Annotated in this window: 18 protein-coding genes and 1 pseudogene; 13 read left to right on the forward strand and 6 right to left on the reverse strand. The window is 60.2% G+C overall.

All coding sequences use genetic code 11. The features are described 5' to 3' along the window. Positions 1-6 precede the first annotated feature (6 nt). Genes NN2_RS20940 through NN2_RS20955 form a run of 4 tightly spaced genes read left to right on the forward strand, consistent with a single transcriptional unit; the run spans position 7 to position 3,492 of the window. A complete protein-coding gene (locus tag NN2_RS20940; RefSeq protein ID WP_063015599.1) occupies positions 7-441 on the forward strand; it encodes a type II toxin-antitoxin system Rv0910 family toxin in 435 nt (144 codons plus the stop codon). Positions 442-451: 10 nt separating this feature from the next. Beyond that, complete coding sequence (locus NN2_RS20945) at positions 452-1,333, forward strand: MaoC/PaaZ C-terminal domain-containing protein (RefSeq protein WP_063015600.1); 882 nt, start codon at positions 452-454, stop codon at positions 1,331-1,333. Between the two features lie 14 nt (positions 1,334-1,347). Further along, on the forward strand, positions 1,348-2,217 hold the full coding sequence (locus tag NN2_RS20950; protein ID WP_063015601.1) for an SDR family oxidoreductase: 870 nt from the start codon (positions 1,348-1,350) through the stop codon (positions 2,215-2,217). Positions 2,218-2,235: 18 nt separating this feature from the next. Beyond that, positions 2,236-3,492 (forward strand): acyl-CoA dehydrogenase family protein, encoded by a 1,257-nt coding sequence (locus NN2_RS20955; RefSeq protein ID WP_063015639.1) that lies wholly within the window; start codon positions 2,236-2,238, stop codon positions 3,490-3,492. Positions 3,493-3,555: 63 nt separating this feature from the next. On the opposite strand, the gene ephH is transcribed toward NN2_RS20955, so the two are convergent. Further along, complete coding sequence (ephH, locus tag NN2_RS20960; RefSeq protein ID WP_227463188.1) at positions 3,556-4,488, reverse strand: epoxide hydrolase EphH; 933 nt, start codon at positions 4,486-4,488, stop codon at positions 3,556-3,558. Positions 4,489-4,502: 14 nt separating this feature from the next. Between ephH and NN2_RS20965 the strand changes: the two genes are divergently transcribed. Then, complete coding sequence (locus NN2_RS20965) at positions 4,503-5,372, forward strand: exodeoxyribonuclease III (RefSeq protein ID WP_156511389.1); 870 nt, start codon at positions 4,503-4,505, stop codon at positions 5,370-5,372. A gap of 125 nt (positions 5,373-5,497) precedes the next feature. After that, positions 5,498-5,992 carry a hypothetical protein gene (locus NN2_RS37285; protein WP_156511390.1) on the forward strand — a complete coding sequence of 165 codons (495 nt, stop codon included), beginning with the start codon at positions 5,498-5,500 and terminating at the stop codon, positions 5,990-5,992. A 12-nt stretch (positions 5,993-6,004) separates the two neighbouring features. On the opposite strand, the gene NN2_RS20970 is transcribed toward NN2_RS37285, so the two are convergent. The 3 genes from NN2_RS20970 to NN2_RS20975 are packed head-to-tail and all read right to left on the reverse strand — an operon-like array spanning position 6,005 to position 7,657. After that, positions 6,005-6,844 carry a helix-turn-helix domain-containing protein gene (locus NN2_RS20970; RefSeq protein ID WP_063015602.1) on the reverse strand — a complete coding sequence of 280 codons (840 nt, stop codon included), beginning with the start codon at positions 6,842-6,844 and terminating at the stop codon, positions 6,005-6,007. Next, entirely contained in the window at positions 6,841-7,350 is a 510-nt protein-coding gene (locus NN2_RS39120; RefSeq protein ID WP_369689967.1) for a DUF6879 family protein, read from the reverse strand. Before NN2_RS39120 ends, NN2_RS20970 begins: the two co-directional genes overlap by 4 nt. Continuing rightward, on the reverse strand, positions 7,304-7,657 hold the full coding sequence (locus tag NN2_RS20975) for a hypothetical protein (RefSeq protein WP_063015603.1): 354 nt from the start codon (positions 7,655-7,657) through the stop codon (positions 7,304-7,306). Before NN2_RS20975 ends, NN2_RS39120 begins: the two co-directional genes overlap by 47 nt. Before the next feature lie 218 nt (positions 7,658-7,875). Between NN2_RS20975 and NN2_RS37295 the strand changes: the two genes are divergently transcribed. The 6 genes from NN2_RS37295 to NN2_RS37300 all read left to right on the forward strand — a co-directional run bounded on the left by NN2_RS37295 (position 7,876) and on the right by NN2_RS37300 (position 14,147). Continuing rightward, positions 7,876-8,190 carry a hypothetical protein gene (locus NN2_RS37295; RefSeq protein WP_156511392.1) on the forward strand — a complete coding sequence of 105 codons (315 nt, stop codon included), beginning with the start codon at positions 7,876-7,878 and terminating at the stop codon, positions 8,188-8,190. A gap of 2,373 nt (positions 8,191-10,563) precedes the next feature. Further along, positions 10,564-10,911 carry a hypothetical protein gene (locus NN2_RS20985; protein ID WP_156511393.1) on the forward strand — a complete coding sequence of 116 codons (348 nt, stop codon included), beginning with the start codon at positions 10,564-10,566 and terminating at the stop codon, positions 10,909-10,911. 90 nt (positions 10,912-11,001) lie between these two features. Continuing rightward, positions 11,002-11,838, forward strand: a complete 837-nt coding sequence (locus NN2_RS20990) for a hypothetical protein (protein WP_063015606.1) — start codon at positions 11,002-11,004, stop codon at positions 11,836-11,838. A 64-nt stretch (positions 11,839-11,902) separates the two neighbouring features. After that, entirely contained in the window at positions 11,903-12,511 is a 609-nt protein-coding gene (locus tag NN2_RS36450; protein WP_082857151.1) for a DUF2637 domain-containing protein, read from the forward strand. Positions 12,512-12,573: 62 nt separating this feature from the next. Next, positions 12,574-13,515 (forward strand): AAA family ATPase, encoded by a 942-nt coding sequence (locus NN2_RS20995; RefSeq protein ID WP_063015607.1) that lies wholly within the window; start codon positions 12,574-12,576, stop codon positions 13,513-13,515. Positions 13,516-13,784: 269 nt separating this feature from the next. Then, a complete protein-coding gene (locus NN2_RS37300; protein WP_156511394.1) occupies positions 13,785-14,147 on the forward strand; it encodes a hypothetical protein in 363 nt (120 codons plus the stop codon). A gap of 602 nt (positions 14,148-14,749) precedes the next feature. Here NN2_RS37300 and NN2_RS21000 read toward each other — a convergent pair. Together NN2_RS21000 and NN2_RS36455 are read right to left on the reverse strand one after the other, a co-directional pair. Beyond that, positions 14,750-15,238: a hypothetical protein gene (locus tag NN2_RS21000; protein WP_063015608.1), complete on the reverse strand. Its 489-nt coding sequence runs from the start codon at positions 15,236-15,238 to the stop codon at positions 14,750-14,752. Beyond that, positions 15,235-16,941, reverse strand: a complete 1,707-nt coding sequence (locus NN2_RS36455) for a recombinase family protein (RefSeq protein WP_082857152.1) — start codon at positions 16,939-16,941, stop codon at positions 15,235-15,237. Before NN2_RS36455 ends, NN2_RS21000 begins: the two co-directional genes overlap by 4 nt. On the opposite strand from NN2_RS36455, the pseudogene NN2_RS38665 reads away from it, so the two are divergent. Next, positions 16,934-17,062 (forward strand): annotated as a pseudogene (locus NN2_RS38665) (exodeoxyribonuclease III); the annotation flags it as partial. The gene NN2_RS36455 and the pseudogene NN2_RS38665 overlap by 8 nt on opposite strands. Positions 17,063-17,100 lie beyond the last annotated feature (38 nt).

The raw sequence follows: 17,100 nt of genomic DNA on the forward strand, positions 1-17,100 counted from the left end.
ACGAGCATGGGTCACATCGAAGCCACCAAGAACCTCAACGCCACCCCGGACGCGCTGTGGGCGGTCGTCTCGGATCCGCAGACCTGGGACAAGTGGTTCACCATCCACGAGCGCTGGATGGAGGAACCGCCGGCCACGCTCACCACGGGCTCGAAGCTGGTCGCCAAGATCATGATGCTCGGCATGGCGAACAAGATGGAATGGGTTGTCGAGGAGGTGAATTCGCCGAACAACCTGGTGCTCAGCGGCGCCGGTATGGCCGGTGTGAAGGTGAAGTTCTCCTTCGACATCACGCCCGAGGGGGCCGGCAGCACGTTCTCGGTCTCCGGCGATTTCGAGGGCGCGCTCATCAAGGGCGCGCTCGGCAAGGCGGTGGAGAAGGACGGCGCCAAGCAGCTGGACACCACCCTCGACCAGCTCGACGCGCTCGCGACGGCATAGCGAGGCGCATATGGCCACCGAAACAGCACCCCGGCCCGTGGAATTCGACGACGCGGGCCTCGACGTCTGGTCCGACGAGGAACGATTCGAGGTCACCCGGGAGCGGATCGCCGAGTACGCCGCGGCCACCAACGACCCGATTCCGGCCCACCTGTCCGGCGATATCGCCTCACCCGTCTTCGCCATCGTGCCCGTCTTCGAGGCGATGATGATGCCCGTGATCGACGTCGTCCCGATGGACATCTTCGGCCGAGTCGTGCACGGCGAGCAGGACTTTCACTTCCACCGCCCGATCCGGCCCGGTGATCGGCTGGTCTCGCGGGCCAAGGCGGTCGGCTACGAGGGCCGGGAGAACGGCACCACCATCACCATTCTCATCGAATGCCGGGACTCCGAGGGCGAGCTGGTCAACGAGCAGTACCTGACCGCCTTCTTCCGCAACATCGATGTCGGCAAGCGGGTCGGTGAGAGCGCGCCGGCGCACAAGTTCGATCCGGAACTGGAGGCGCGCCCGCCCCTGGCCCGGGTCGCCGCCCACGTGGACGACGATCAGACCTACCGCTACGCCCCCGCCTCCGGCGATCCGGTGCCGCTGCACCTGGACGAGCAGGTGGCCAAGGACGCGGGACTGCCCGGCATCATCGCGCACGGTCTGTGCACGATGGCGATGTCGTCGTGGGCGGTCCTCACCGAGGTCGCCGGTTCCGATGTGCACCGGTTGAAGCGTTTCGCGGTGCGCTTCTCGAAGATGGTGTTCCCCGGCGACGATCTGGAGACGCAGATCTGGAAGGTCGGCTCGACCGGCTCCGACACCACCTACGCGTTCCGCACCGCGCGCGGAACCGATCTCGTTCTGACCGACGGCCTGGCGGTCGTCGCCGACAACTCGTAGCCGAGGAGACTTTCATGGGTGTATTGGATGGGCGGGTCGCCGTCATCACCGGCGCCGGCCGCGGCATCGGACGCGAACACGCGCTGTTGTTCGCGCGCGAGGGCGCTTCGGTGGTGGTGAATGATCTGGGCGGGAGCAACGCCGGAGAGGGCGCCGACGCCGGACCGGCGCAGCAGGTGGTGGAGGAGATCCGCGCCGAGGGCGGGAAGGCGGTGGCCAACACCGACAACGTGGCGCAGTGGGACGGTGCGAAAAACCTGGTGGACCAGGCGATCTCGGAATTCGGCACGCTCGACGTGGTGATCAACAACGCCGGCATCCTGCGTGACGGGTTCATCGCCGGACTGGAGGAATCGCAGTGGGACGCGGTCATCGCGGTGCATCTGAAGGGCCACTTCAACGTGCTGCGCCATGCCGCGGCGTACTGGAAGGACCAGTCGAAGGCCGGTAAGCAGCCCAATGCCGCCGTCGTCAACACCGCCTCGGCCTCCGGCGTCACCCTGCCCAACGCCGGCCAGGCGAACTACGGCGCGGCCAAGGCCGGTATCGCCGCGTTGACCCTGGTCGCGGCGGAGGAACTGGAACGCTACGGCGTGCGGGTCAACGCCATCGCCCCGATGGCGCGCACCCGCTTGACCCTGGCCACACCCGGTATGGGCGCGATCTTCGCCGCCGAGGTGGGCGAAGGCGAATTCGACGCCTTCAGCCCGGCCAACATCTCGCCGCTGGTCGCCTATCTGGCCACCGACAAATGCCCGGTCACCGGCAAGGTCTTCGCCGTCCAGGGCGGGGCCATCTCCGAGCTCGGCGGCTGGCACGACGTGAAGACCATCGAAACCGACGGCCCCTGGCTGATCGACGACATCGCAGCCCGGCTGCCCTGACGCTGGAGGAGAATGACGATGTTCGAATGGTCCGAGACCGACGAGATGATCCGCGCGGCCGTGCGCGCCTTCATCGACAAGGAGATCCGGCCGCATCTGGACGCCCTCGACAGCGGTGAGATGCCGCCGTATCCGATCTTGCGAAAACTGTTCGGCGAGTTCGGCATCGACGTCATGGGCGCCGAGGCGATAGAGAAGATGCTCGCCAAGCAGCGTGCCGCCGAGGCCGCGCCGGACGAGGCCGGACAGCGCGACAAGAAACCCAGGTCCGGCAGTGACCCGTTCGGCGAGCAGCAGTCGTTGATGGCGGTGCTGATCAGCGAATTGTCCGGCGTCAGTATGGGTTTGGTCGCCGCGATGGGCGTCTCGATCGGTCTCGGCGCGGCCACCATCATGTCGCGCGGCACGCTCGCGCAGAAGGAACGCTGGCTCGCCGATATCGTGACCTTGAAGAAGGTCGCGGCCTGGGCCATCACGGAACCGGATTCGGGTTCGGATGCCTTCGGCGGCATGAAAACCTCGGTCAAGCGCGACGGCGAGGACTACATCCTCAACGGCCAGAAGACCTTCATCACCAACGGTCCGTACGCCGATGTGGTGGTCGTCTACGCCAAACTCGACGAGGGCGACGGCACCGACAAACGCGATCGCAAGGTGCTCACCTTCGTCCTCGACAAGGGCATGGAGGGCTTCACCCAGGGCAAACCGTTCAAGAAGATGGGTTTGCACTCCTCACCCACCGGCGAATTGTTCTTCGACAGCGTGCGATTGGGCAAGGACCGGCTGCTCGGCGAGACCGAGGAGCACAAGGGCGGCGACGGGCGAGAAAGCGCGCGAACGAGTTTCGTCGCCGAGCGGGTTGGCGTGGGCTTCATGGCGCTGGGCATCATCAACGAATGTCACCGGCTGTGTGTGGAATACGCCAAGACCCGCATGCTGTGGGGTCAGGAGATCGGCCGCTTCCAGCTGGTGCAGCTCAAGCTCGCGAAGATGGAGATCGCCCGCATCAACGTGCAGAACATGGTCTTCAACACCCTCGAACGCGGCCGCGCGGGCAAACCGCCGACCCTGGCCGAGGCCTCGGCGATCAAGCTGTACTGCTCGGAGACGGCCACCGAGGTCGCGATGGAGGCCGTGCAACTGTTCGGCGGTAACGGCTACATGCAGGAATACCGCGTCGAACAACTCGCCCGCGACGCCAAGTCGCTGATGATCTACGCCGGCAGCAACGAGATCCAGGTGACCCATATCGCGAAGGGCCTGCTGGGCCGGTGATCGCCACGTGATGGCGGCCGGCGGATCGGCGCCGAGGGGTTCGAACCGATCCGCCGGCCTTTCTCACACCGCCCGCAGACGCGTGCGGCTGGCATAGACGTGCTCGGCGATGAGGGTCGCGATGCGGTCCGGAGCCTCCAGCATCGGGACGTGACCCACGCCGTGCACCAGGATGCGGTCTGCCGTCTCGGGCAGTTCCCGCAGAAAACGCTTGGCGTACATGCGGTTCGGGATGATCCGGTCGAATTCGCACATCAGCAGGCGCACCGGCGTCCGCACGGTGGACAGATCGTCGAGAACCGCCATCCGCAGACCGCTGACGATCAGCGGCAGCATGGCCGCACAGTGGGTCGCCGACATGATCGCCGCTTCCACTCCGCGTCGCGGCGCCGCGGCGATGTTCTTGCTCAGCAACATGGCGGTGGCCCGCCGGACCGGCGCGCTGAACCGGATCCAGGCCGGCAGACGCTTGCCGATTTCGACGATCGGCAGCAGCATCAGGAACTCCAGCCCCACCCGCAACTGCGCCAGCGACGGATTGTGCCATCCACCGGCGGGTGCGATGGCGGTGAGCGTGCGCGCCCGGCCGCGGCGGGCCAATTCGAAGCCGACCCAGCCGCCGAGCGAGTTGCCCGCGATATGGCAGGTGCGCCAACCCAATTCGTCGAGCTGTTCCTCGACCCGGTCGGCGAGCAGATTCACGTCGATGTACCAGCCGCTGAGGTCGGGGCCGCCCCAGTGCCCGGCGAAGGCCGGAGCGAACACCTCGCAAGTAGCGGACAATCGGGACGCGACGTCCTCCCAGCAGTGCGGCGACATCAGGAAACCGTGCAACAGCAGCAGCGGATCGCCCGATCCGGTGTGCAGGGCTGTCATCGGCGCAAGGGAGGTGGCGGGTTGGGTGGTGCCGGACGTCATCGTCGTCACCCCTTCCGAATCGGCGGCGGCCTGCTCGGCGTGGCCGCGATGTCCGCGAGGACGGGTTGATTCCCGCATTGTACGGTCGATACGTGGCCCGCATCATCAGTTCCGTCAACGTCAATGGCATACGCGCAGCTACCGGCAAGACCGGGAAGGGGATGCTCGAATGGCTCGCAGTGACCGAGGCCGACATCATCTGCCTGCAGGAGACCCGGGCAACCGATGACCAGACCCGCAAGGCACTGGCGCCGGTCCTCGACGCCGGGTGGTTCCTCGCCCACGCCGAGCCGGGCGCCAAGGGCCGCGCCGGGGTCGGAATTCTGTCCCGCCGTGAGCCCACCCGCGTGCGAATCGGCTTCGGCAGCACCGAATTCGACGGCGTCGGCCGCTACGTGGAGGCCGATTTCGACGACGTCACCGTCGCGAGCGTGTACGTGCACACCGGTGAGGCCGACACTCCCATGCAGGACGAGAAATATCGTTTCCTCGGCGAACTGGGCGCGCATATGAAGGCGCAGACCCGCGATTTCGTGATCTGCGGCGACTGGAACGTCGCGCATACCGAACTCGACATCAAGAATTGGAAGGGCAACGTCAAGAACTCCGGCTTCCTGCCGGGGGAGCGGGCCTGGATCGACGAGATGCTGGCCGCGGGGTATGTCGACGTGGTCCGCCAACTCCATCCGGGCGTGCCCGGCCCCTACAGCTGGTGGTCCTACCGCGGCCGCGCCTACGACAACGACGCCGGCTGGCGCATCGACGCGGTTTACACAACGCAGGATATAGCATCCCGAGCCGTGTCGGCTCGGGTGGAGCGTGCCCCGGAGTACTCGTTGCGTTGGTCCGACCATGCGCCGGTAACGGTGGAGTTCGCCGACAAGGCACCCGAGCCGGTAGTCATCCCTGCCCCGTCCGGCACGGTTCCCGGTGCCGAGACGGTATCCGTGCATCCCGGCTGATAAGTTCCGGCGGGCTGACCGCCGGGGCCGATGCCCACGGCGTAGCGACATACCGGCGGTCGGCTCTCGTTTTGCTGCAACGTGTCTCGGCTCAGAGTCCGGACTTTGAGCCTAGGATTTCGGGTGTGCACTTCACCTTGACTCAGCCGTGGGCAACTATCATCGCTGCGGTACTCGCGATCGGTGCCGCAACGATCGCATATCGGGGCGTCATTAAGAACATCGAGGCGCAGGCAAAAGCCGCAAAACAAGCACGAGCCCTCGGGTTATTTGATGAATTCGTTACAGCTGTAGAAACGACTTCCCACCTGCTTTTGATTCTGCCCGTCGCGTCAACGGAGCAGGCGCGCGAACGGTACAATGAGAGATTGCTTCAGTTGTTCGAACATCTGATCACCGTGCGTGCGAAGTTTGTACTGTACGGATTGCTCGATGCTGCGGATGCCGCCCAACACTACATCCAGACTGTGAATGATCCCGATCGCAGGAATGAAGCGCTTACGAAGCTTGCGGACGCGAGAAAACAAATCGAAGGTAGTGACACGCGTCGATCGCACGGCCTAGAGCTGGAATTATTCTCTCGCAAGGTTACGCTTAGAATTTCTCGGAATAGCGACTAACTCGCTTGTTGTTCATGTGTGGACTCTGGCTTGGATTGCCTTGCGTATCAGCTCTCGGGCTACCTCTCCGGTAGCGGATTGTCCGGCGAGCGTGTCAAACGCTCGGCTATATAAAGCAATCTCCCTCGGCTGAGTGACTGTCAGTTTCGCGGTAGAACCTTCTTCGGTCACTAACCGGTTGTCGTACATGACGAAATTGTTGAACAACACGCGGGCCTCAGCGGTGAGCGGGACTATTCCGAATGTCACTCGCGGGAGACTCCCGGCGGACAGCAACCGGTCAAGCTGACCAATCATCACGCTGTCGTCTCCAACGGTGGTGTACAAGGCTTGTTCACCGATGATGAAGTGGAATCGGTGGTCTCGCCGGTACAGGACTTGTTGCCGCTCCATCCGGGCGGCTACAGCTTGCTCCACGTCATCGGGGAGCTGGTAGAACTCCGATACCCACCGAATCATTGCCTCCGCATACTCCGGTGTTTGTAGTAGCCCGGTGACGATATACGGCTGATAGTTCCGTAGGTGCTTAGCTTGTGTTTCGAGCTTAGAAGTTTTCTTCTGAGCCGACTTCACACCGGAACTCAGATGTCTACGCCATTCGACGTAAGCGGAGTCGATATTGTGCAACGTGGCTAACAAGTCTTCGAGTTGATCGTTAGCCCCGGCATGGTTGCAGTACGCCCGGATATCGTCATCGGACGGGCGTAGCTTGCCGTACTCTATTTTAGAGATACGCGATTCGTGGTAGCCCTCTAGCCGGGCAAGCTCCCGTGCGGATAATCCCGCGCGTCTGCGTATCTCCCGGAGACGTGTACCGAGAGCTTGCCTGGCCTCCTGAACGGAACTGGTCACGGGTGGAATTCCCCGTAAGGTGTCGCCACCGACCAGAGGCGCTGTGCCTCAGTTAGGGATAGTTTCAGTATTCGCGGGTCGGTTGTGACACCGGACCCGCCGACCGCACGGCCATCCGGGTCGGACAGCGTGAACGCAACAGTTTCCCGGTCGATAATCCAATAATCATCGACCGGGACTGAGCCCGCTTCGGCCCGGTTCAGGTAGCGGAGTTCTTCGCCAGCCTCGATATTGAGCGGAGCTATCTCCGCCAGCGACCAGCGTTGATAATCCACCACCGGAACCGTAACCACCCGAACCCGACGGACCGACACACCTTTAGATACGAGCCCCTGAACTAGCTCCGTCCAGTCCCTAAACCATTCCCGGTAATCGAACGGCTCGCTATTCATGAACCGCTGAAACGGTTCATCTTCGCTTGGCACTCCGTAGGTGTCTCGGACTTCTACGCGGAACAGTTCAGTTCGACACTGCCGCAAGAGGTCGCGTGTCGGCCGGAATTCCAAAGTACGTCCTTTCGAGCTTAGGCACGAGAATCGCTGTCTCGTAGTCTTCCATTTTCAGTTCTGCGACAGTCTCAGGGGAGGTAACCGGTACGCCGGTCACGGTGAACGTTCCCCGGCCGGTATCGGTCAACGCGGCCCCGATGTATGTCCGGGAGTCCACGAACCCGAGCAGCAGGTGAGGAATCTCGATCGTGTCGGGGGTGTCGGTGCGCCAGCCGACGAGTAGGTATCGGCCGTCGTCGGTGGCGTACACCGCCGGGCAGTCATCCTTGCCGGACCCACCTTTGCCCAGGAAATGCAATCGCATGGTTGAGCCTTCCGTCTACGTGTGTGCCACTTTGTGCGGCACTACCACCATGCTCGCTGACATCGGCTGTCTGCGTCGCGGTATCGGTCGAGTATTGGCAAGTTTTGGCACGTTCGTAGACCGGTATCCGGCCCGGTTCTTACGGTTCTGAGCAAGCCCCGGCACCGGGCCGAACCCGCTTCCTCGGTGCCGGGTGCCCTACCACTCTGGGAGGAACCGTGAAGCACTATCTGATCAAGGTTCATTGCTGCGGTGAGCGGTGGATTATCCACGCGCCGGGGCTTCAGTTGTGGACTACGACGAACAACCGTCGTTCGATCGAACCTGTTGCGAGAGCGATGGTTTCGGACGCCACGCGGACACCGTTGGAGGGGTTCGAGGTCGACTTGTCGGCCGGTCGGGTGGTCGGTTCGGAAGCTGAGTTCACGATGTCAGAATCGTTCGCTCAGCGGTGGATACAGTCCGCTTGGCGGATCGGTTGCAACGACGCTCGGGCGTTCGGTCCGGGGGAGCGTGAACGGGCCGGACTGTGACGGGAACGGAGTTCCCTCCGCTGCGACCCGTCCCCGACGATTGCAGCACCGGTCCGGATGAGTGTCCGTTCGAGGTCGATTTGAGCCAGCCTCGCCCGAGGGGTGTTCCGGCACTGGTGTTCAACTTTCGGCTACACGAAGGGCACGGGTGTGCCCCGGAGGCACGCCTACGCCGTATCTGCGAGGAACGTGGACTGCTGCGGCCTCGGCAACCCGAGGCCGGCGACGGAGTCGCCGCCGGTCAGAGTCGTACAGACTCAGACACGGACTGAATAGCTACCGCTCCGCGAACTGGAGAACCGGAGCGTTATCCGGGGTTGTGCGTGGTGCTCAAACCGGTTGCGGCGGTACACAACCGGGAGCCGTAACGCCCGGTGCGGCCTCCGGGTTGACCGGGTGCCATCGCTACCGCCGAAACGGTGCCTAGATCGCCCGTAGAGGCCCGAACACGGCCCGGACGGGGAGTTGTCTCGATTCCGGGGTTACGGCTCTCAGAATTGAGAAATCTGAGAGAGTCACCGCCGGTTTCTCTCATGACACGCCCGGCGGACTACCCCCGCGCGCGGGAGACCGAGTGAACGTGTGCGCGTACGCACGCGAATAAGAGATATATACAAACAACCAAGGCGACCTTGCTGGATCGCCGTAGGGCTCGCCGTCGCTGTAGGTGACGGCTCACCAACGGTGACGTTGCCCCGTACCCGGCAACCGGTTTCGTCCCTGCGAGCCTCAAGGGCTCGCTGTGGAGTAGGTCACATTCTGAGCTTCGGCTGGAAAAATGTGAGGTTCATACATGTGAAGGGCTTAGGGGCCGACCCCGAAAGTCGGCCCCAGTTAGTGAGTTACGTCACAATCCATCCAGTGACCTGCTAATTCACACCTTCATATATGTAGGGCCGGAAAATTGTCACCTTCATATAGGTAGAGCCGGTGAGATTCGCAGGTTCATACATGTAGAGGAGTAGAGACCTGGCGAGCCCCCGAAGGCTCGCGGGCGACTTACGTCACAATCTGGTCTCACGTGAAAAAATGTCACCCTTAGTTATATAGAGGGAGTGAGGGAGGTACGAAGTACCGACCAGAGACCTCCGTCACAATCTGGTCTCACGACGAAAAATTACACCTGATTACTTACTGAGGGGTTAGGAACCCTGACGGGTTCCGAACTAAGCCTGGTGAACTAGGTCACAATCCAGAGTCCAGCTCGAAATATCAGACCTGATTACTTAGTGAGGGAGTGAGCGAAGCTCCCGACCCCGATCCCGCCACCAAGGCCACCGCCGAAACGGTGGCCTTTGTTGTTTACAGACTCCCGTTAGGTGCTCGGTGGTTCTTCCGCCTAACGGTCGAGAACGGGACCGTCCCCCTCTCTGGCGGTCCTCGGTTCTTAGGCGCGGTTCTCGAAGAGAATCCGCACCGGGGAAGCCTTACCGGCTTCTACTGCATAGCCCCGCAGGCGCAGCACCCTGCGGGGTTTTTGTTTGGCCTATTTCGATTAGGCCCTACGTATCGAAAGAAGGTGAATGAATGGCTGCCGCGTGTACGCGACACCCGCACGAAGGACCGCAGGACTACCGCCCCGGAGGCGGTTGTATCCATTGCTCCCGCGAGGGACAAGCGCGGTACCGCAAGCGACGCCGAGACGAGTACCGGCGAATGAAAGAAACACTAGACCGGCTCGGGCTGTCGGTGGCAGATATCGACCCCGAGTACCCCTGAACGGTTCTAGGCCGTCTACGGCCGATCTAGTGGCCCTTACGGGGCCTTTTCTTATGTCTGGAGAACGAATGAATGACTGATACAGACCGATGTGGTTGTGGTGAACCCACAGAGACCAGGCGACACAAAAAGTGTCGCCGGTGTCGATTGGAACCGTTAGCCGGTTCCTCTCAGTGCCCTTGGTGCCTCGATTGGTACGTGAGTCACGGAGGCACGGTTAGTGAAGTTCAGAAGCACGCTAAGCGTGACTGTCGTAGATAAAGGTAAGCAAATGACGGAGTTCCGAGACCACTGGAAAGCGCGTAGCCCGGAAGACCGTGAGGCAGCGTTTAAAGCATGGTTCAACTCGGAAGCGAACAAGTCGGGAGCTTCGGAGGAACAAGCAAGAGCGTTGTTTATGCGTCGGTACGTCCGGCCGGATGCCGGGCCGTGGATCGAATGGAGAGGGTGAGCCGATGAGTGACGAGGGTCCCAGAGTGCTGTTGTGTTGGCAGAAACCTAGAAAGGCTCGGGCAACTAGTTCGTTCAAGATTTACGACCGGAAGACCGGTGCGGGTATCCGGCTCAGTCCGGCGGCCCTGCGTCAGTTTCTAGACCATGCCGAAGACAAATGGGCTGACTATGAAGCCTTCAAGATAGAACGAGGTAAATCAAATGGCTAACGGTGAAATTCGTGAGATGTTGATGAAAGCTATCAACGGTGAGCTCCCCGAGGAGCGGGACGACAACAATCGTCCGATGACAAACGCAGAACTGCGACAGTCGATGCTTGATTATTTTTCAGATACGGGTGGTGAAACCAAGAATCACACCCACACCCGGGATATGCCTACGCCGGAAGATATCGCCCAGCAGGAGAGGGAAGCGGAGGAGGCTGCACGGCAAGAGTGGTACGACGAACATGTTCGAAGGCTCGATGACCTCAAATACCGGGGTGTAACGGGGGGTGCGATCGCTCTAAACAACGATGCCGCCTTGATGCGTCGGGCGCTAGGTAACTAACTAACCCTTATTCGGGACCGTCCACGGTGGGCGGTCCTTTGTTGTGTCCGGAGAACAATCTCCCGGACTTTCCCAGAAGGAGAATCACACATGTTCGAGAACGATATTTACCAGCAGCATCTAGACGATGTAGCGATCGTTCGCGCACAAGGCGGAACGGTTTCTAAGAAGTGGACCGAGATTGATTCGCGGTATGAAGCTTTCCTGTACCGGCAGTCTTCGCCGATTGACGATTTGTACGACGCAATCGTTTCCGGAGCTGATGAAGCGACACTGAATCGGAAGTATTCGGATGTAGTGGCGGATACTGTGGCCTCCGTTGACGGAACCGCTAAGTATGTCGCGGGTACCGCTGAATCGGTAATCAAGAACACTATCCGTCGCCGGATCGCTGCGGCATTGATCCAGGAATACGCAACTACCGCCGATGCGAATATTCAGACTATCGCTGAGCAGTTCGACACCGAGTACGCGCGGTTCCTCGAACTGGCTTCGGCGATTGATCCTGAAACCCCGCCGGAGCGTCTGGTAGGTCAGCCGATGGAAGTTCAGACAGCGTGGTTGGAATCGGCGGAAGTATCCGCCCGACTGGATACGTTGCTACAGGCTCTGAAAGCGGCTGTAGGTCTCGCTGGTGTCCACAACCTGAACAACGATGCTGAGGTTAGTTTGGTTGCGCCTACGGACGCTGTAGGGATGCATAAACGTGCCGTGTGGGATGCGTGGAATACAGACGGCCGGTGCCGTCGCTGGTCTGCGCTGGCGGCTGCGGATATCGAGGTTCGCGCTATCCGGTCGGCCGGTGAGTTCAAGCGGCTAGCTAAGCCTCAGATCACATTTGTGACGGAGCCAACCGCGACCGGTGGAATTCGGCAGTGGGCTACCGATGCCGAATCCGGGGAGAAGCTACACCAGGTCGGTTTCTGAACCGGAATAACTGAAACTACGGGGACCGCTTCCGGGCGGTCCCCTTTTCGTTGGAGAACCACAAATGAATCGGATAACCGCGATAGCGGTTGCAGCGGTAGCGGTAGTTGCTGCGGTTGTGTCGTACGAGCATCTGTACACGGTGGCGGAAATATCCGGCGAGCACTGGCGGGCGTGGTTGCTTCCGTTGTCGGTAGACGGTCTGGTCATTGCCGCATCGTTGTCCGCGTTCCGTTCGAAGCGGAACCGGGAGCCGGTACACCCGATGACCAAGCTTTCTCTTGGTACCGGCCTGGTGGTCTCTGTGGCTGCAAACGTGTTGGTGCCGTTCCTACCGGCAGTGTCTTCCGGTTGGTTGTCCGCTGCGGTAGCGGCATGGCCTGCGGTAGCACTGGCACTCGCTTTCGAGGAGTTGCTACGCCTGCGCGGTAACGCTGAGCCGGAACCGCTTCCGCTAGAGCCGGAGCCGGTAGACGAACCGGCGGAAGAACTGGAAGAACCTCGACCGGCCGGAACGGAAACCCCACGGGCGGCAGCGCTGCGGGTGGCGCTAACGGAACCGGGCATTACCGGTAGCGCTCTCGGAGCTCGGTTCGCCCGCTCGGATTCGTGGGGTCGCGCAGTCATCCGGGAAGCGAAGAAGAACTATCAAAGCGAATTGAGCCTAGTGTGACAGACATTGATATCAGTACCCGGCAAGTTTTCAAGCGGTATTCGTTAGGAGAGGCGTACCGAATGTCTCAGCAGTCGGAACGCTGGGTATTCAAAGACACTATCTGTTCTTCGGTAACGCTGATCTACGGTAAGTCGAATGTCGGCAAGTCGTACTTGGTGTCGTCTATGGTTTCGTCGTTGCTGGTTGACGGTCGAGAATTCCTCGGTATGCAACCGGTCGATAAGTCGAAACTGTGGCGGCCCGCGATCGTAAGCACCGACCCCGGAACATTGCAGGACTACGGAGAGCAGATTTTCGAGACGATTCCGAACCCGACCGGTGATGAGGTCGACCTGTTTGAAGGTGCGTTAATGCTCGACCCGAGCCGCTGGGACTTGTTCGCTAACCAGGTGGTAGAGAACGGGAACAATTTCGTTGTTCTGGACAACCTTATGGGGTTGACCGGTGACACGAATTCGTCGGAACGGTGCACGGTCGTGTTTGATGCTATGGCTAAGCTGAATTCCCACGGTATCCCTACGGTTCTGTTGCATCACGAGTCAGAGCACGGATTCTCAGCGACCGGAGCTAACCCGATGGGGTCGTCGGTAATCGTGCAGAAGCCTCGGATGTGGATACAGGTACGGCAGACGAACCGTAAAGGTCTACGCGGTGGAAATACCGCGATGATCATTCGGGGTAACCGTTTGGAGCAACCGCAACAGTTGGTTGCCGCGCCGATGGCTGGCCCCAACTTTAAGGTTATAAATCGCGGCCCGTGGGAATCGACCGCAACGGAGCAAGCTAAGAAGCAAGACCGGTCTAAAGACACCTTGGACGCTAACGCGGATATGGCTCGGTTTGTGGTTACGAACTGTCAGGGTTATACGCAGAACGAAGCGGCCCGGAAACTGGCCGCTGAGTTCGGGGGCTCTATCGAGAGCTATCGGAAATGGCTACAGCCGGGAAAGCGTCTCGGTGCCCTGGTGACTCGCACCGGAACCACTTGGACGCTGGCCTAAATCAGGTGGGGACGGAAGTGGGGATACCGTCCCCACCCTGGCTCTAAATGTACTGGTCAGCCTAGGTGGGGACTGGGGACGGGGACCCTTATATAAGTAGTTCGTACCTCACTACTTAATAACCCACTTCATACCCTTTTAGTGGAGCCGTGCTCCACCGGAGACGGAACAACATAGCGGCCCTTAGTGGGGCCGCTTATCCATCGGTCAGCCGTGCTGACCTTCATCACCTGCGAACGTCGCAGGTATATACCGATAGGAGGTAGGCCGTGCCTACCGACCAACAGCACGCAACCGTGTTGCGAGCTAAGTGCAACAACGGCACGTTGTATCGAAATGATGCCAAGCTATCGCACTGGCTTGGCATCCCCGAGAACAAGGTCAAGTTTGTACTTGACCGATTGATTGCGGAGGGTGTCCTCCGCTATGTGGGCCAGTCACGGACTGGCACCAGTAAGTACGAAGTAGTGCAGGTGTCTGCACTGACTGAGGACGAAAAGAATCAGATCGTCTCTGAATACGCAGCGGCCTCAAATGCAATTAGTTGGTCTGACGAACCGGTGTTCCCGAGCAGGGTTGCTCGGAGTCCGTTCCCGACAGCTCTACCGATTACCGATGAACCAACATTCTGAGTCAACATGGATGAGACAGAGTTCGATCGGTTGTGTTTGGTTGCTCTCGAATGTGCTAGTTCCGATGATGCTAAGCGAGAGCTAACGAGTCTAAGGGAATGGGCTAAGCGTCGCCGGGTAAGCCTCAGTCCGGCTGTAGCCGTAGACGAGTCTGGTCGGCAGGAATAGGTAACTCTCCCGCTGGGCGGTTTCAGTCGCTCAGCGGGGCAATCAGAGCCCCTTAAGGGGGTAGGCGGGGAACCCTCCCACCCTGGTCGCTGGCCCCTCTCTCGGCTTTCATGCCGGTATCCCCCCGAGCTGAAAACTAGTTCCCCCATATCTGCCACCTGCGGTTTTCTTCCCTGGAAAACCGCTTAGGTTGTCAACTATTCCCCCCGAAATTCGACAGGATTCCGCGATGAAAGAGTGTTCCGTCTGTGCTGTACCTAAACCCCTAAGCGAGTTCTACTCGGACAAGTCCCGTAAGGATGGCTTAGAGCACCGCTGTAAAGTGTGCAGCAACCGTAAGCGCACCGCGTATCAGCAGCGGGCCGACGGTATCTAGACACGAAAAAGCCCCTTCGGTGACCGGGCTAACCGGTCGCCTCCGGGGCTATTCGTTGTTAGCTAGCCTGCGGGAAGACTGGGCGGCCCGCGTGGTCCCGAGCTGTCTCCGGGAAGCTGGGTCTAACTATCTTGTGCCAAATATCGTAGTCGAGCGACACCGTGCCTACGCCGGTCTCGGTTATCGCGGGTACCTCTAGGGGTTCTCCATCGCAGTCGGACAAGATTTCCTCGAAGTATCCGAATTCGGCCAGTTCACATAAGCAGTCGATAAACAGCCCCGCTGTGTATCCGCGCCACTCTAGGTCTTCGAGCGGTTGCACACCGGATCGCAAAACGATCGGTTCCCCCGATTCCGGATCATAAAACGGGGACATGGTTACATACGCCGTGTCCATGCCGTGTATCTCGCCGTGCACGTATTCGAATAGTTCTTCGCCGGTTTCTGTCATGCATCGACGTATCTGCTCGGCAAGCGTATGCGTGTGGTCGTCGAATTCGGGGTGTAGCTGAATCTCGAACAGCCACCGGTCCCAATCGAAATTCATTTCTTCCCCCTATACTCGTGCCGGAGTTCCCATGCCAACTTATCCCATTCCGGATGAGGGTTCCGGATTTCTTCTTCCTCTTCCGGTGTGAGGGGACGCTCTACCCATTCCCTGTATCGCTTGTAGTATTCTTCTCGCGGTACATTGAATGTATCGGGGAACTCGTCCGGGACAATCAGATGAGCATACCGGCCGTTCTCTCCTAATTTCCGTACATACAGCCTAATTCCGGCTTTCATTAGCAGTGCCCGACGTTCCTCGGGGTTCATCCGCTCGTAAGCCTCCGCGTAGGTTTCTCCGGTCGGTTCGTCTATGTACTGCGGTTCCCGTTGCGGAAGCGATTCGAGTAGCTTCCGCTTCTCGACTAGCGCGGCTAGGCGTTCCCGGTACTCGTCTTGGCCTCCGTCGTAGTCGTATAGACCTAGGTCGTATTCGTCTCGGATAGTCGTCATTGCTCGGGACACCGCTTGTAGTTCGTCGGTGTGGTCCTCGCCCGGAATGAACTTGCGTTCGGTAACCGGTAGAGCTTTGAGATTATCGTATACACGTGAGTCCACGGTTTCTTGAATTTCAGATTCTAGGAACGTAGAGCCCTCGCATTTGGGCTTACCACTTTTAGGGACACAGCGGTAATACGAGTACTTCTTGCCGTTCGAGTGAGTGTTAACGACACGGTACAGCCTTTCTCCGCACCCGGCGCAGTACACGATACCGAGCAATGGTGCCGCCCCATGAGACCGTTCACGGGTGCGGGAACGTGCCTTCAATACCTCTTGAATCTGTGTCCATTCCTCATCGGTGAATATGCCCTTAGGTGTGTACCGGATAGGCATTCCGTCTACCCCTCGGGCTAGCCTCCGCTCTTTCACCGAGCGCCCGATAAGCTTGTAACCCTGCGTAGCGGGAGACTTGAGTATCTTCCCGACGCTCGATTGGTTCCAGACATCGGAGACCTTAGTTTTCCGGCTTACACCTTCTTTGTGGTAGTACCGGGCAGGCGTAGGGAAGCCGTCCGCTGTGAGCCGCGCGGCAATCTCCCATTGCGATTTACCGGCTAGCGTCATCTCACCCATGATTCGCACTGCCTGAGACGACACAGGATCAATCTCTAGAGTCTTACCGGCTCGCGGGTGGTCAACGATTCGATAGCCGTAGGGCGGTTGGCCTCCAGGCCAACGGTCCATCTTCCGTAAAGCGTTGTGCGAGTCCTTGACTCGGGTCGAGAGCGTGCCCGCTTCGAGTTCGGCGAGTGCCGCAATGATGGCAACCATCGCTTTGCCGAACGGCTGAGACAAGTCGAAACCTTCGGTAGCGGAGACCAACGTCTTACCGTTGTCCTCACACCATGCGATGAGGTCGGCAAGGTCCTTCGAGGAACGAACCAACCGGTCAAGCCTCCACACCACGATTGCGTCGAATTCGTGGTGCCGGTTCTTCAACCAGTCGCCGAGTTCGGGCCGGTCGAACGGTGAGTACTTGGTGGCGGACACGTCGAGGTCGGTCGCTACACCCGCCTCAGTCCATCCGCGCGCTTGGACCGCGTTGCGGCTGTGCTCCAACTGTCGTGCTGGTGACGTAGATTCGTCAGTCATGACGGATAGCCGAGCGACCAGCAAGGCGCGTAGCGGGGGAGCAGTCATCGTGGAACCTCCGTGTTCAGAGCCGATTCTAGTTTGTAGAACCGAGTCGATCCGGTGGCGCATCGACTACCACCTCGCGCGGGGAGCGATCGCCGGGCGCGCGAAGCAGGCCGTGGTCGAGCGCGCGCCCGAATACGCGCTGCGCTGGTCGGACCATGCTCCGGTCACCGTGCAATACCGCTGAACGCGATACCGCTGAACCCTGATCGACCGAACGCGGTG

The sequence above is a fragment of the Nocardia nova NBRC 15556 genome, assembly GCF_001613005.1.
Taxonomy (GTDB): Bacteria; Actinomycetota; Actinomycetes; order Mycobacteriales; family Mycobacteriaceae; genus Nocardia; species Nocardia nova.

Coding starts and splice junctions, on each gene's coding strand:
- NN2_RS20940 (WP_063015599.1), top strand. CDS start 7: ATGGGTCACATCGAAGCCACCAAGAACCTCAACGCCACCCCGGACGCG.
- NN2_RS20945 (WP_063015600.1), top strand. CDS start 452: ATGGCCACCGAAACAGCACCCCGGCCCGTGGAATTCGACGACGCGGGC.
- NN2_RS20950 (WP_063015601.1), top strand. CDS start 1,348: ATGGGTGTATTGGATGGGCGGGTCGCCGTCATCACCGGCGCCGGCCGC.
- NN2_RS20955 (WP_063015639.1), top strand. CDS start 2,236: ATGTTCGAATGGTCCGAGACCGACGAGATGATCCGCGCGGCCGTGCGC.
- ephH (WP_227463188.1), bottom strand. CDS start 4,488: ATGCGGGAATCAACCCGTCCTCGCGGACATCGCGGCCACGCCGAGCAG.
- NN2_RS20975 (WP_063015603.1), bottom strand. CDS start 7,657: ATGCGATTGCATTTCCTGGGCAAAGGTGGGTCCGGCAAGGATGACTGC.
- NN2_RS20985 (WP_156511393.1), top strand. CDS start 10,564: ATGGCTAACGGTGAAATTCGTGAGATGTTGATGAAAGCTATCAACGGT.
- NN2_RS20990 (WP_063015606.1), top strand. CDS start 11,002: ATGTTCGAGAACGATATTTACCAGCAGCATCTAGACGATGTAGCGATC.
- NN2_RS36450 (WP_082857151.1), top strand. CDS start 11,903: ATGAATCGGATAACCGCGATAGCGGTTGCAGCGGTAGCGGTAGTTGCT.
- NN2_RS20995 (WP_063015607.1), top strand. CDS start 12,574: ATGTCTCAGCAGTCGGAACGCTGGGTATTCAAAGACACTATCTGTTCT.
- NN2_RS21000 (WP_063015608.1), bottom strand. CDS start 15,238: ATGAATTTCGATTGGGACCGGTGGCTGTTCGAGATTCAGCTACACCCC.
- NN2_RS36455 (WP_082857152.1), bottom strand. CDS start 16,941: ATGCGCCACCGGATCGACTCGGTTCTACAAACTAGAATCGGCTCTGAA.